General features: G+C 67.9%; 15 protein-coding genes. 7 read left to right on the top strand and 8 right to left on the bottom strand.

Features of this window, described 5'->3' with window-relative positions:
• The first annotated feature begins 89 nt into the window (after positions 1-89).
• Positions 90-338 (top strand): hypothetical protein, encoded by a 249-nt coding sequence (locus tag ACQP1G_RS07250; RefSeq protein WP_433199803.1) that lies wholly within the window; start codon positions 90-92, stop codon positions 336-338.
• A 57-nt stretch (positions 339-395) separates the two neighbouring features.
• Positions 396-968, top strand: a complete 573-nt coding sequence (locus tag ACQP1G_RS07245) for a hypothetical protein (RefSeq protein ID WP_433199800.1) — start codon at positions 396-398, stop codon at positions 966-968.
• Between the two features lie 86 nt (positions 969-1,054).
• Here the strand turns inward: ACQP1G_RS07245 and ACQP1G_RS07240 are convergent, their stop codons facing one another.
• The gene (locus tag ACQP1G_RS07240) at positions 1,055-1,546 is read right to left on the bottom strand and encodes a nuclear transport factor 2 family protein (RefSeq protein ID WP_433199797.1); all 492 of its coding nucleotides are present in this window, start codon (positions 1,544-1,546) and stop codon (positions 1,055-1,057) included.
• A 10-nt stretch (positions 1,547-1,556) separates the two neighbouring features.
• Positions 1,557-2,144 carry an NADPH-dependent FMN reductase gene (locus ACQP1G_RS07235; protein WP_433199794.1) on the bottom strand — a complete coding sequence of 196 codons (588 nt, stop codon included), beginning with the start codon at positions 2,142-2,144 and terminating at the stop codon, positions 1,557-1,559.
• 136 nt (positions 2,145-2,280) lie between these two features.
• Between ACQP1G_RS07235 and sigJ the strand changes: the two genes are divergently transcribed.
• The 3 genes from sigJ (at position 2,281) to ACQP1G_RS07220 (ending at position 4,884) form a co-directional block, all read left to right on the top strand.
• Positions 2,281-3,171, top strand: coding sequence for an RNA polymerase sigma factor SigJ (sigJ, locus tag ACQP1G_RS07230; protein WP_433199791.1), 891 nt, complete (start codon positions 2,281-2,283; stop codon positions 3,169-3,171).
• 212 nt (positions 3,172-3,383) lie between these two features.
• Complete coding sequence (locus ACQP1G_RS07225) at positions 3,384-4,034, top strand: winged helix-turn-helix transcriptional regulator (RefSeq protein ID WP_433199788.1); 651 nt, start codon at positions 3,384-3,386, stop codon at positions 4,032-4,034.
• A 40-nt stretch (positions 4,035-4,074) separates the two neighbouring features.
• Complete coding sequence (locus ACQP1G_RS07220) at positions 4,075-4,884, top strand: class I SAM-dependent methyltransferase (RefSeq protein ID WP_433199785.1); 810 nt, start codon at positions 4,075-4,077, stop codon at positions 4,882-4,884.
• A 261-nt stretch (positions 4,885-5,145) separates the two neighbouring features.
• On the opposite strand, the gene ACQP1G_RS07215 is transcribed toward ACQP1G_RS07220, so the two are convergent.
• Complete coding sequence (locus ACQP1G_RS07215) at positions 5,146-5,841, bottom strand: MerR family transcriptional regulator (RefSeq protein WP_433199782.1); 696 nt, start codon at positions 5,839-5,841, stop codon at positions 5,146-5,148.
• Positions 5,842-5,954: 113 nt separating this feature from the next.
• Between ACQP1G_RS07215 and ACQP1G_RS07210 the strand changes: the two genes are divergently transcribed.
• On the top strand, positions 5,955-7,163 hold the full coding sequence (locus ACQP1G_RS07210) for an erythromycin esterase family protein (protein ID WP_433199779.1): 1,209 nt from the start codon (positions 5,955-5,957) through the stop codon (positions 7,161-7,163).
• A gap of 228 nt (positions 7,164-7,391) precedes the next feature.
• Complete coding sequence (locus ACQP1G_RS07205) at positions 7,392-7,823, top strand: DUF6545 domain-containing protein (RefSeq protein WP_433199776.1); 432 nt, start codon at positions 7,392-7,394, stop codon at positions 7,821-7,823.
• A gap of 80 nt (positions 7,824-7,903) precedes the next feature.
• On the opposite strand, the gene ACQP1G_RS07200 is transcribed toward ACQP1G_RS07205, so the two are convergent.
• From ACQP1G_RS07200 to ACQP1G_RS07180, 5 genes are all read right to left on the bottom strand, one after another.
• Positions 7,904-8,932, bottom strand: coding sequence for a MerR family transcriptional regulator (locus ACQP1G_RS07200; RefSeq protein WP_433199774.1), 1,029 nt, complete (start codon positions 8,930-8,932; stop codon positions 7,904-7,906).
• Positions 8,926-9,564 (bottom strand): HEAT repeat domain-containing protein, encoded by a 639-nt coding sequence (locus ACQP1G_RS07195; protein ID WP_433199771.1) that lies wholly within the window; start codon positions 9,562-9,564, stop codon positions 8,926-8,928. Before ACQP1G_RS07195 ends, ACQP1G_RS07200 begins: the two co-directional genes overlap by 7 nt.
• 217 nt (positions 9,565-9,781) lie before the next feature.
• Positions 9,782-10,909, bottom strand: a complete 1,128-nt coding sequence (locus ACQP1G_RS07190; protein WP_433199768.1) for an RNA polymerase subunit sigma-70 — start codon at positions 10,907-10,909, stop codon at positions 9,782-9,784.
• Positions 10,906-11,070 (bottom strand): hypothetical protein, encoded by a 165-nt coding sequence (locus tag ACQP1G_RS07185; protein WP_433199765.1) that lies wholly within the window; start codon positions 11,068-11,070, stop codon positions 10,906-10,908. The genes ACQP1G_RS07190 and ACQP1G_RS07185 overlap by 4 nt, the downstream gene beginning before the upstream one ends.
• 46 nt (positions 11,071-11,116) lie before the next feature.
• Positions 11,117-12,175, bottom strand: coding sequence for a zinc-binding dehydrogenase (locus ACQP1G_RS07180; protein ID WP_433199762.1), 1,059 nt, complete (start codon positions 12,173-12,175; stop codon positions 11,117-11,119).
• Positions 12,176-12,213 lie beyond the last annotated feature (38 nt).

The raw sequence follows: 12,213 nt of genomic DNA, 5'->3' as shown, positions 1-12,213 counted from the left end.
TCACCTCAGCACCATGGGCCACAGTGGCCGGGCCCACGGCACCCGGCATGCGCGGCGCGTGGCGGTGACACGATGAAGGAGGAACGTTCATGTACACGATCGATCTCGCCTACGTCGGGCGGGGATTGCACGAAGAACTGGTTGCCTACATCGCCGACCAGCAGGGCTACTACGCCGATGAGGGCGTTCACGTCGCGTTGCGCGACGGCTGCACCTGGGACGAGGAGCGGCTGCGGCGCGGCGCCACTATCGGGCTCGGCCGGGCACTGCTGTCCCGGCTGACGAATGGCGTCCCCTGGGTCGCACTCAATGTCAACACCCACCGCCCACTGTTCTAATTCCTTGCCCGCCCCGGCCCGACCTCCCTGGCCGACCTGGCCGGGCGGCGGCTGGCGGTGCACGCCCCCCACACCGCACCCGGTTGCTTCGCCCGGATCACGCTGCGCTGCGCCGGTCTCGATCCGGACCGCGACATCCAGACCACTGTCCGCTCGCCCGGCGATTACGGCATGGATCTGCGCTGGCTGCACGACGGCAGAATCGACGCCGCCCTGGTCGGCAGCACGATGGCGCCGGAGGCAATAGCCGCCGAGCAGGGCTGGCAGGTGCTGGCCTGGGTCGGCGACTATTTCCGAGTCCCCACCGTAGGTGTGGCCGTCGACCCCACCTACATTCGCCCTGACGACCCCGCGGTCCAGGCCGTCGTACGAGCCCATCGACGCGCGCTGCACGTGATCCACAACGAACCCGACACGACGGTGCGGTATCTCCAGACGTTCCTCGGCCGACACACCGCAAACGAAGTCCGGGCCCACTGGAAGACGTTCATCGCACCGTATTTCACCACCGACGGCCGAGCCGACCTTGCCGTCGGTGCCACCGCGATCACCGCGGTTGCCGCCGAACTCGGTGTCCCCGACACCCTCACCGCAGCCGAGTTCTACCGCACCACAACCACCACACCCTAGGAGCGCGCGGCGGCTGCGCTGCAGAAGCGCAGGCAGTACCCCTCGATCGACGGCGGACCTGGTGCCGGAGCTCGGGCAGCGCGCGATCAGCCGGGCAGCTGCACAGCGGATACGTCCATGCCCAGTCCGTTTTCTCCGGGCGGTGAGCCTGCCAGCGGCGAGTTGTCGAGGTAGCGGATCTCGTAGACCCGTTCGGTGAACTTCCAGCCATCGTCCGTTCGCCGGTAGCGATCGTGGTAGATCGCGTAGTTCAGATGCGAACTGCCGCCTTTCAACCGGCCGAGTTCACAGATGTGGGCGCGGCCGGTGGCGGTGTCGCCGTCGATTTCGATCGCGCCGGGATGGGTGTGCTGAACGAAATAGTCCCAGGCGTCTTGCATCAGCCGCATTTTGGTCTGGAATTCGATGCGGCCGGCGACTTCGATACCCGCCTCGGGGATGCGTAGCACCGCGTCGTCGGTGAACAGCGATGCCAGGCGGTCGAAGTCGCGCATCATCACCGCGTCGGTGAATTCGCCGCCGAGCGCTTCGATCTCGACACGGTCCGCGAGTGACCGAAAGTCGGTTGGTGTCAGCATGATTGGCTCCTCAGGAATTGATGAGAGTGGTTTCGGCGGCGGCGTGCCGCAACGGCGCGAGCGCGGTGCTCCAACCGACGACCTGATCCAGCAGCGTGTTCAGGGCTGCGGCATGGTGGTCGCCCGGTTTGAAGGCGGTGTAGTTCTCGAAATCGGTGAGCACCGAGATCGTGACCTGGTGGCTCACATCGGCCATGCGCAGGGCACTGCAGACCAGCCGCAGATGCTCCACCGCGCGGACGCCGCCACCCGCGCCGTAGGACACGAATCCGACCGCCTTGTCGGCCCACTGCGCGAACAGGTGGTCGATGGCGTTCTTCAGCACTCCGGGGGCCGAGTGGTTGTACTCAGGGGTCACGATCACGAAACCGTCGAACGGCGCGATCCGCTCGCCCCAGGCGCGGGTGTGCTCATGTACGGAGGGGCCGAACATCGGCGCCACCGGCTCGTCCAGATGCGGTAGCGGGTGGTCGCGCAGGTCGATCAGTTCGAACTCGGCATCGCCGCGACGCGATGCCGTGTCCAGAACCCACTGGGCGACCTGCGGACCGTTGCGGTTGGGTCGGGTACTGCCGAGGATGATGCCGATTCTGATCATGTCCGGATCTCCTGCTTTGCTGAAAGTGTCACAACCTTCCGACGACGCAGCCGGTCGGAATGTCAGGCCGCCTCACAGTTCGGGTCGCTGTTTCGTCAATTCGGTGAGGGCCGCATCAACCGAAGGAGCCGACACCATGACCGATCCGCAACTGCGCTCGGTGATCAGCGAACGCCGTCAGCTGATCAACCTCGCCTACCGGCTCCTCGGCTCACTGGCCGAGGCCGAGGATGTGGTGCAGGAGACCTATGCGCGCTGGTACGCGTTATCCGAGCGGCAACGCCAGGATGTGGCGGCGCCCGGCGCTTGGTTGACGACGGTCGCCAGCCGCATCTGCCTGGATCTGCTCGGCTCGGCGCGAGCCAGGCGGGAGCGGTATGTGGGCGAATGGATTCCGGAGCCGGTACCCGACGGTTCCGAATGGCTCGGTGGTCCCGCCCCCGCCGATCCCGCCGACCGGGTCACCCTCGACGAGTCGATCAGTATGGCCTTCCTCGTCGTGCTGGATTCCATGACACCGGCCGAGCGGGTGGCGTTCGTCCTGCACGACGTCTTCCGCTACTCCTTCGCCGAGGTCGCCGACATCGTCGGGCGCACCCCTGCGGCCTGCCGCCAACTCGCCTCCTCCGCCCGCAGCCGCGTCCGCACATCGCAGGTTCCATCGCGACCCCAGCGCGCCGAGGTGGTCAGGGACTTCAAACGGGCCTGGGAGACAAGGGATATCGAGGCTCTGATCGGCCTGCTCGATCCGCAGGCGACCGCAACGGCCGACAGCGGCGGCCTGGCCCCGGCCTTCCTCCGCCCGATCAACGGCGGCGAGCAGATCGCCCGCACCTGGATCGAAATCGCCGCCCGCGGCCCAGCGGTGACGCTGCTCGAGCGAACGGTGAACGGCCAACCCGGCCTAGTGGCGCAGCTCGCCGACGCCATTGTGTCGGTCTACGCCTTCGATATCGCCGACGGCCGGATCACCCGTATCTGGGCGATCCGGAATCCCGAGAAACTGCGGCCCTGGACAGCGGGCTGAACTGCGGTAACCACTCACCGGGAGCCCGGGCGTCAACCTTGCCGGGATCCCCCCAACCGACCGCATAGCCCCGGAATCATCGGCGAAGACCACGATCTGCACCCGGCCGCGGTCGCTCATCAGTACCACTTAGTTGAGCATCAGGACTATTTAGTAGAGATTTTCAACCAATAAGTAGACGATATCTACTTTCACAGCGCTACGATGGCAGCATGCGGAGCTACGACCAGTACTGTTCGATCGCCAGGACGCTCGATGTCGTGGGAGACCGGTGGACCCTGCTGATCATTCGCGAGCTGCTGCTCCAAGGCCCGTGCCGCTTCACAGACCTGAAGAACGGACTGCCCGGCATCGCCGCCAACCTGTTGTCGACCCGGCTGCGGGAGCTCGAGCAGGCCGAGCTGATCAGCCGCGACGATGCGCCGCCGCCCATAGCGACCACCCTCTACCGGCTCACCGAAACCGGCCTGGCGCTGGAGCCCGCACTGAAGGCACTGGGGCTGTGGGGACTTCGCTATATGACTGACGTGCGGCCCGAGGACGCCTTCCAGGCGCAATGGCTCGCCTACGCACCGGCGTGGTTCGTCACCGATGTCGATCCGGAGGCGCCGCCGGTGATCATTCAGCTCAACTCGTCGGGTGCGCATGCCGTCCTCGATGTCGGCGCGGGCCGGGTCAGCTCACGCATCGGTGCGGCCGCCGATCCCGACCTCGTCCTGGACGGCCCCCCGCACGCCGTGCTCGGGCTGCTCACCGGCGTGATCGATATCGAGCAGGCCACCCAGATCGGGCTGACCACCCTCGGCCGCCGCGAGGTGCTCACCCGCCTCCGGCCCGTCGGTCGGGAAACGGGAAGTCCGTGATTGCCCTGGCACAGCCACCGGAACAACGGAGAGAACAGATATGAAAGACACACAAATCCCGGCCCAATACGCGACCGGGGTAACCCGGATCAACATCGAACAGGCCCTCGTCGCCGCGGGGAAGGACCTCGACCGGCTCGAGGCCGCGGACCTCGCGCTGCTCGAGGATTTCCACAGCGGCGGACGCATCGCGACCTACCAGCTCGTGGACCTTATCGACGTGACGCCCGCGACCGAGGTACTCGATGCGGGTACCGGCATCGGCGGCACCGCCCGCTACCTCGCGGCGCGCTTTCGATGCCGGGTCACCGGCGTCGATATGGTCGAGGAATACTGCGACACCGCCCGTTGGCTCAATCGCCTTGTGGGCGTGGACGATCGGATAGTCATCCGCCAGGCCGACGTCACGGAACTTCCTTTCGCCGACTCCTCGTTCCAGGTGGTATTCAGCCAGCACGTCCAGATGAACGTGCCCGACAAGGATCGTCTCTATCGCGAGGCGCGCAGGGTCACCGCCCACGGTGGTCGGCTCGCCGTGTGGGACATCGTCGCCGGTGACGGCGGCGCGCTGGACTATCCGCTGCCCTGGGCGGAGGGGCCCGAGCACAGTCACCTGTCCACTCCGGCCACGCTGCGCACCGCGATCGAGTCGGCCGGCTTCGCCGTCGAGCACTGGGCAGACCTCACCGCGACAACAGTGACAACGATGCGCGAGGTGCTGGCACTGCCTCCCAGCCCGCTCGGACTCCACGCATTCGTGCCCAACTTCCGCGAAAAAGCCGAGCACCTCACCAACGCACTGGCCGACGGACGCCTGCGGGCCGTCCAGGCGGTCGCCAAGGCGTCGTAACGAACACATACGTATCCCTTTGACCACGCCGTCCGATCCGGCCGACCCACGTGAGGACTGAGCGCACCCGGATCACCGCGTGGGCTCGGTCGGAGTCTCTGCAAGCCGCGATTCAACCCGGTGCGCTGCGCCTGGCAGCGGCCGAACCGCTATACGTTGCAGCAGAATTCGACCCTCTCGACATCCAACCGCCGCGCTATTGCTGGATCAGGTGCGTGCCGCGCGGCACGCCGTGGCCGGTGGTCGCGACGGTCGCCCTCGCTACGTCTGATCGAGCAGGGTGAGGTAGGCATCGAGCTGGGCCGCGCCGGCGAGCAGGTTGCGGCTGCGCATGGTCAGCCGGTCCTGCCATGAGTCGAGGAAAACACTCAACGCGTCCGCCCCGCCCGCCGCGCGCAGCGACTCGATGAACTGCGCGACCTGGCGCAACAGGTACCCGCCTCGACGGAGCTGTCGCGCGATCTCGGCGTCGCGCACGCAGTCCGGTCCGTATTCGCGATAGCCCGTTGCCCGATCGCGTTCGGGGCGCAGGATGCCCTCGGTCTCCCAGGTGCGCAGCGTTGCCGGGTGCACCCCGAGCCGGCGCGCGAGTTCGCCCACGGTCAGCGATCGACCGTTGACCGGGATGGGAGTGCTGGCAGACAGGGCGCCGAGGGCGGTGGCGACCTCGGTGCGGGTGTTGCGTTCGGCGAGTAGCGCGACGTGTGCGGCGTCGATGAACCGGTAGGCGGACTCGGTGTCGCCTCGGTTGGTCGCGCGCATGATCGCCATTGCCTGCTGGTGTCCGTGGCCGCCGCGTAACGCGAGGAAGGCGCGCAGGGCCTGCGCGTGCAGCGGCGTGTAGCGCCGGTAGCCGGACTCGCTGCGCTCGGTCGGCGGGAGGATGCCGGCGTCGTCGTAATTGCGGATCGCCTGGGCGGACAACCCGTGTTCGCGGGCGAGGTCGATGGGTCGCAATCTGCACCTCCGATTGAGGCTTTGATCTATCGACTCCAGGTAGAAGTCACAGAAGTTTCACCTGACTCTTCAACGATATCGTCGAAGGCAGTGCCTTCCGGAAAGGGGTGTTCATGTCCACTGCCGCATCATTGCGCGGGATCGGCCGCCAACTCGACGACCCGGCAAGCCTGGGCCGTGCCCTCGACGAGCTGCTCGCCGCGCGCACCGAGCCACCGACCCTGCTCGCCCTCGGCGAGCCGACACACGGAATCGAAGCGTTCCCGTTGCTGCGCAACGAACTCCTCGGTCACCTCGTCGAACGCGGTTACCGATCGATCGTGCTGGAGACCGATTTCTTTGCCGCGTCCGTTGTCGACGACTACGTGGGCGGGGGAACGGCGGATGTCGACACGGTGCTCGCGACCGGGTTCAGCCACGGGTTCGGTGCCGTGCCGGGCAACCGCGAACTCGTCGAATGGCTCCGCGCGCACAATGCCGGGCGCGCGCCACGGGATCGGGTTCGCTTCTACGGCTTCGATGCGCCGGTGGAGTACTCCGGCGCACCGAGTCCGCGACACGCGCTGTCCTGGGCCAGCGACTACCTGCCCGCGGCACTGCGGCCCGAATCACTCCGCGACCTCGACACGTTGCTCGGCGAGGACACGGACTGGAGCAACCCGGCAGCCATGTTCGACCCGGCAGCGTCCATCGGCGACTCCGACCGCGCCCGCGCCCTGCGCATCGCCGCCGACGACCTCGCCAGCACGCTCCGCCGCGCGGCACCAGCCCGGCACTCGGCCGACCCGACCGGCTACGCCCACGCCGTCGCGCACGCGCGCATCGCCCAGGGCCTGCTGCGCTATCACGCGGCCATGGCCAGCCCCGCGCCCGATCGCATCGCGACCCTGCTCAGCCTGCGCGCTGAGATGATGGCCGAGAACCTGCTCGCGATCGTTGCGCGGGAGCAGCGACGCGGGCCGAGCCTGGTGTTCGCGCACAACGCCCACCTGCAACGCACGCAGTCTCACGGCGAGGACGAGGTGAGCTGGGGTAACGCTGGAGCGCTCGTCGGACTTGCTCTCGGCGAGCGCTACACCTTCCTGGCAACCGACGCCAACCCCGACAGCGCCCCGGGCACCCTCCAGTGCATGTTGGCCGAGGCAACCACCCGCCGCGCTTTGTTCCCGACACAGCCCCTGCGCGCCATGCTTCCCCCGTCGATCGGCATGGGCGAACCGATCGTGCCCGGCCATATCCCGCTCAACCCAGCAGAGTTGGACGGCACCGACGCGGTCATCTTCATCGCCGACACCGATGGAAAACGGCATCAGTACTGGTAGCAGCACTCGATGCGGGCTGGTCATCACCCTGTTCGAGAAACCGGTGCCTCCCGATAGCTGGCAGGCACCGGCTTTCTGCCCTCGGGCGGTGAATGCCGGCCATTGCGCTATCTCTTGCCGGTCCGGTAGTTGATCCCGACGATCGCGCACGCTTGTCGGCGGTAGCCCTGCCGGACGAGTTCGAGCGCCTTCCTTCTCTCTGCCATCGGCGCTCCCGCCACGATCACCGTGCCGCTGATCAGCACCCTGCTCACCCACATCGGATGGGACCGCACCGGCCGATACTGCCGCCGCCTGCGGCCGATGTGGGCCGATCTCACCGCAGCCGTACCCGAAATCGTCCTGGAGATGCGGCGCGACCACAACGGCCGAACAGACCCGGCCATCCGCCTGCACCGCATGACGGTCGAGATCCGCGACAGCCTGCTGCATCTCGAGCGCTACAGCGACAGCCCTGACGATCTGGCTGCCACCGGCGGTGACCCCCATATCCATGGCCGCCGCATCGCCGAGACCATTGCCACCAAAGCTGCCGGGCACCCCCGAGCGCGAGCCGGCGCACGCCCCGATACAAAGTCCAACCGGGGGCACGCGACCTCACCGCGGAGCTGCGCCAGCTACTCGCACTTGCCGAGGCATGGCCACACGTCCGCGGCCTGACACAGTCGCCGTAGCGTCGCGCCGTCAACCTCGAACCACCTGGGGTAATGCGGTGGCCGGGCGACTCCGTGCCGTGATCTCTAGGGCTGCCCCAGCTCGTCGTCCGGCCGTTCTTCGAGCGTTTTCACGAGGGCCGAGGCGATGAGAGCCACGGCCCGGTCATCGTCGTGAGCCAGTTGCCGCAGGGTATCCAGCGCGATGGTTCCCGGCATCTCGGCGAGTGCCTGGGTCAGTCGTATCCGCACCGCCGAGTCCGCGGTATGCGCGGTGAGCTCGTCGACCAGCGCACTCATGATCCGGTCTGCCCACTTCTCGTCCCGTGCCAATGTTCCCAAGAGCTCGGCCGCCTCGACATCGTTCGGGCCCTCGACCACCGTGCCGACAAGTTCCGGCACAGCCTGGGTCACGCCTCGCGCACCCAGTGCGAGAGCAACATGCCTGCGGACCGTCGCGTCTGCGTCCCCGAGCGCGTCGGTGAGCACCGCAGTCGCCTCGTCGCCGGGTAACTCGGCGAGCGCCAGCACCGCGCGCCGCCGGATATCGACATTCTCCGAGCTCATGGCAGGTATCAGGCTCGCCACACCGTCACCGACAGCCCGCGCGAGGGCCCACCGTAGGGCCCCGGCAACGTTCGGATCGGATTCGGTGAGGACCGCCTCGGCCAGCAGCTCGGCGGGCACCAACACGTCCTCGGCCGGGGCCAGGACGGCCTGCTGCCGCCGGGCGGCACTCTGCGAACCGAGTCCGTGTAGGAGCTCGACGATCCGCAGGGCGTCTTGCCAGCCGGAGGGCTCGGCCGCATCGACCGTACGGAGCCGCTCGAGGAGTTCCTGCTCCCGGTTCAGTCGTTCTTCGGTCTTTCGGATGAGGTCGCCGACCAGTGCGGACGGGCTGAATCCGGAATCGTCGAGAGCGCGTCCGATTTGGCTCAGCGACAGTCCCAGCGACCGCAACCCCTCCACATGGAGGATCCGGCGGATGTCTGCCGGGGAGTATTCCCGGTAGCCACCCACGGTGCGACCTGTCGGTCGCACCAGCCCGAGGGAGTCGTAGTGCCTGAGCATCCGCGCGCTCACCCCCGAGCGGCGCGCCACCTCGCCGATCAGCATGCGGTTGTCTCCGCACCGAGCGCGACGACCCGTCTCGCCTCGACGACGGCGAGTTCGAATCCGGCATCCGGGTCGCGCAAGAGCCGCTCCGTGGCGCTCGCATGCGCCCGTACCGTCGGGTCGTGACTTGCCATCGCCGTCCGAAGGACCGGCTCGACCACGTCGCCGAGCGCGACGAGGGCACGGCTCAGACTCAGCCGTACCTCCCGGTCACCGCGGCCGAATTGCATGGCCAGTTCCGCGGCCAGCCCTTCCTGCTCCCCGTCGGGCACGAGAACGACGGCAGCGCGCCATGCACTCCGCGCGACCTCGTCGTCGGCATCGCGCAGCAACGACCGCGTGATCGCCGACCAGGCGTTCGGGTCCCTGATCTTGGACAGACTGTGCAACGCTTGGCTCCGGGCCTGAGCGTGCTCGGAACCGAGCTCCGCACGCAGTTTCGGAACCGTGATCTCCGACGGGAGACGGGTAAGCGCCCACGTAAGCATGTCGCGCACGAAGAAGTCCGGCTCGATCGCGCACCGCTCGACGAGTGCATCGACGAAACCGGGGTCGGGATGCGTGCCGACTGCCAGAGCCGCCTCGAGCCGCGTCGAGGAGTTCCCGGCCGCCAATGCGTCGAGCAGTCGCATGTCCTGTGGATTCCTGTGTGTCGAATTGATGGGGACCACCTCCGACAGCCAGTGAAGGCCTTCACACAGTGACAATGTCAAGTGCACGGGCGAGACATCGGTGATGGTGATGGCGTTGCGGCGCTTGTCGGCCGGGTCGAGAGCGCGGCGGACCCAGCCACCGTCTTCGAGGTCGTTGCAGACCCCGGTCGCACTGACCGAAGCCCTCGACCGGGCCCTAGGTCGCACTCGAAATCGGGGAAGCTTCCTGCGAGGGTGCGTCCGTTCGGTTCTGCCCGGATGAGCACGCATGCTGCGCAGTTCGCATGTCGCGACCAGCACCAGGATCAGGCGAGGTTCCAGCGCCCGGTCGGGTTCGATCTGCGAGCACGTCCGGGAAGCCGAACAGCGCGACCAGTGCCGGATCGTGGAACGCGACCACGCGGGAGACGCCGGTGGCAGTTGCGGCCAGAACCACGACGCCGTAGGCCCGGAACGCGTCATCGGCATCCCGGTGGTAGACGACGGCGGCGGGCTGGTTGTTGGCTGTAGTAGCGAGCATCCGCCAGTCGTCCGGCGTGCCCAGCACGTACGCGTCGAGCATGTGGATGCAGTTCACGCGGCCCGCCTGCCATTCGCGGAACGGCGTCGCTTCCAGCGTGGCGTCGGTGCGCAGCACTTGTTCCAGCAGACCGGCGTCCGCGCGCTCGAAGGCTGCGATGTAGCCGTCGAGCAGCGCCCGCGCCCGCTGGTCGGTCGGTTCGAGCAGCTCCTCGGGCTCCGGCTCCAGTTCGTTCAGCCGGGCGCGGGCGCGCTGCAGACCGCTCTTGACCGCCGCCGTGGTGGTGCCGAGGACTTCCGCGGTTTCGGCCGCGGAAAACGCCAGCACCTCACGCAGGATGAGAATCGCGCGCTGGCGTGCGGGCAAATGCTGCAGACTCGCGATGAGCGCCAGCCGCAGCGACTCGCGCGCGACCACCGCCGCGGCCGGATCACCGGCGGCCGGGACGATCCACCCGTCCGGCAACGGTTCCAGCCACGAAACTTCGCCCGGCGCAACGTGACTCGCCGGGCGATCGGGTCCGTCGTAAGGACCCGTCAGCCCCGAGGGCAGCACCCGGATCCGGCGTGGCTGCAACGCCGTCAGGCAGACGTTGGTGGCGATCGTGTAGAGCCAGGACCGAATCGACGCGCGGCCCTCGAATCCGGCGTAGGAACGCCACGCCCGCAGGTACGTTTCCTGCACCAGGTCCTCCGCGTCGTGGGCCGAGCCGACCATGCGGTAACAGTGCGCCAACAGCTCGCGGCGGAACCGCTCGGTTTCGGCTGCGAACCCGTCCTGGTCCGCCAGCGCGTGCGCCGTCATGCGGCGAGTCTAGGCCGCGGCCGGTCGGCCGAATGCGTGATCGCATCGCAGTTGTCCATCGACAGGCGGTTGTCCGGCGGCGTCCGCTCGTAGTCCAAGGCCGGAAGCGTCGACCAACACCAGTTCAGCTCCGCCACCGCCACGGGTTGTTCGGTCGACATGCGCTGCTCCTTTCGGACCGGTCCCGCAGGTCGGCACCGTCGCTCATTACGACCGGGATGCCGTTGCGAAGGAATCGAAACCCAGGTCAGCGGGCATCCGGGTAGTGGCAGGATGGGGCTGCAGGGCCAGCTTGCCGATGGTGGTGCGAGTTTCCAGCTCCGCGAGGGCCTTCGGGCCGGCGGCCAAGTCGTAGGCGGTGGGGCGAGCGGGGGTGAGGACGCCGGCGGCGACAAGCGCGGACAGCTCACCCATGAGCTCACCGTAGATCTGCGGTGCGGCCTGGGCCAGCACGCCGATGTTGAAGCCGACGATCTGGACCTGATACCGGTACACCAGATCCCAGTTGGTGATCGCCGCTTCCCCGCCTGCCACGCCGTAGACGATGACTCGGCCGGTGACCCGCCTGGCCGCGGCCAAGCTGGCGTGGAAAGTGGCGCCGCCAGCGGACTCGAGCACCAGATCGGCACCGATACCACCGGTCAGCTTCAGCACCTCGTCGGTGAGGTCCGCGGAGCCGGAGTCCACGACGTAGTCGGCACCCAGTGCCCGCACTGTTTCGTGCTTGCCCGGCGATGCGGTGGCGATGACCGTCGCACCGTAGTGCTTGGCCAGGGTCACCGCGGCCTGGCCGGTCGCGCCCGCCGCGGCATGGATCAGCACTGTCTCCCCGGCGACGATCCGGCCGAGAAACCTGAGCACGGCCAGCGCGGTGGGCCAGTTCACGACCAGGCCCAATGCCTGCTCAGCAGTCCAGCCGGCCGGCACCGGCCCCGCGGCGGCCGCGGGCAGGACCATGTACTCGGCGAAAGCCCCGTATCCGACGCCGACGACGCGAGCCCCCAGTTTCGGGCCGGTCACGCCCTCGCCTACCGCCACGACCTTGCCGGCGGCCTCGAAACCCGCCAGATACGGTGGCTGCGGGCCGTCCAGGAACGTACCGTAGGCCCTCGAGATGTCGGCGAAATTGACGCCGGCGGCGGCGACCCGGATCAGAACCTCGCCCTTGCCGGGGCTCGGTACCGGCGCGTCGGCAATCAAACGCATGTCGCGCGGACCCTTCAGCGAAGTCTGCTCCAGGGCGCGCATGGTGGCGGGAATGCTCACGGCAATCAGCTCTCCTTCTCGGCTTGCCTCGTCACGGT

The organism is Nocardia sp. CA-107356, assembly GCF_050946365.1.
Taxonomy (GTDB): Bacteria; Actinomycetota; Actinomycetes; order Mycobacteriales; family Mycobacteriaceae; genus Nocardia.
This window is presented reverse-complemented; position numbering and strand designations above follow the sequence as displayed.

Bases quoted from the DNA above. Each gene is read 5' to 3' on its own strand.
- ACQP1G_RS07250 (WP_433199803.1), top strand. From the start codon at position 90: ATGTACACGATCGATCTCGCCTACGTCGGGCGGGGATTGCACGAAGAA.
- ACQP1G_RS07240 (WP_433199797.1), bottom strand. From the start codon at position 1,546: ATGCTGACACCAACCGACTTTCGGTCACTCGCGGACCGTGTCGAGATC.
- ACQP1G_RS07235 (WP_433199794.1), bottom strand. From the start codon at position 2,144: ATGATCAGAATCGGCATCATCCTCGGCAGTACCCGACCCAACCGCAAC.
- sigJ (WP_433199791.1), top strand. From the start codon at position 2,281: ATGACCGATCCGCAACTGCGCTCGGTGATCAGCGAACGCCGTCAGCTG.
- ACQP1G_RS07225 (WP_433199788.1), top strand. From the start codon at position 3,384: ATGCGGAGCTACGACCAGTACTGTTCGATCGCCAGGACGCTCGATGTC.
- ACQP1G_RS07220 (WP_433199785.1), top strand. From the start codon at position 4,075: ATGAAAGACACACAAATCCCGGCCCAATACGCGACCGGGGTAACCCGG.
- ACQP1G_RS07210 (WP_433199779.1), top strand. From the start codon at position 5,955: ATGTCCACTGCCGCATCATTGCGCGGGATCGGCCGCCAACTCGACGAC.
- ACQP1G_RS07200 (WP_433199774.1), bottom strand. From the start codon at position 8,932: ATGCTGATCGGCGAGGTGGCGCGCCGCTCGGGGGTGAGCGCGCGGATG.
- ACQP1G_RS07195 (WP_433199771.1), bottom strand. From the start codon at position 9,564: ATGCGACTGCTCGACGCATTGGCGGCCGGGAACTCCTCGACGCGGCTC.
- ACQP1G_RS07190 (WP_433199768.1), bottom strand. From the start codon at position 10,909: ATGACGGCGCACGCGCTGGCGGACCAGGACGGGTTCGCAGCCGAAACC.
- ACQP1G_RS07185 (WP_433199765.1), bottom strand. From the start codon at position 11,070: ATGTCGACCGAACAACCCGTGGCGGTGGCGGAGCTGAACTGGTGTTGG.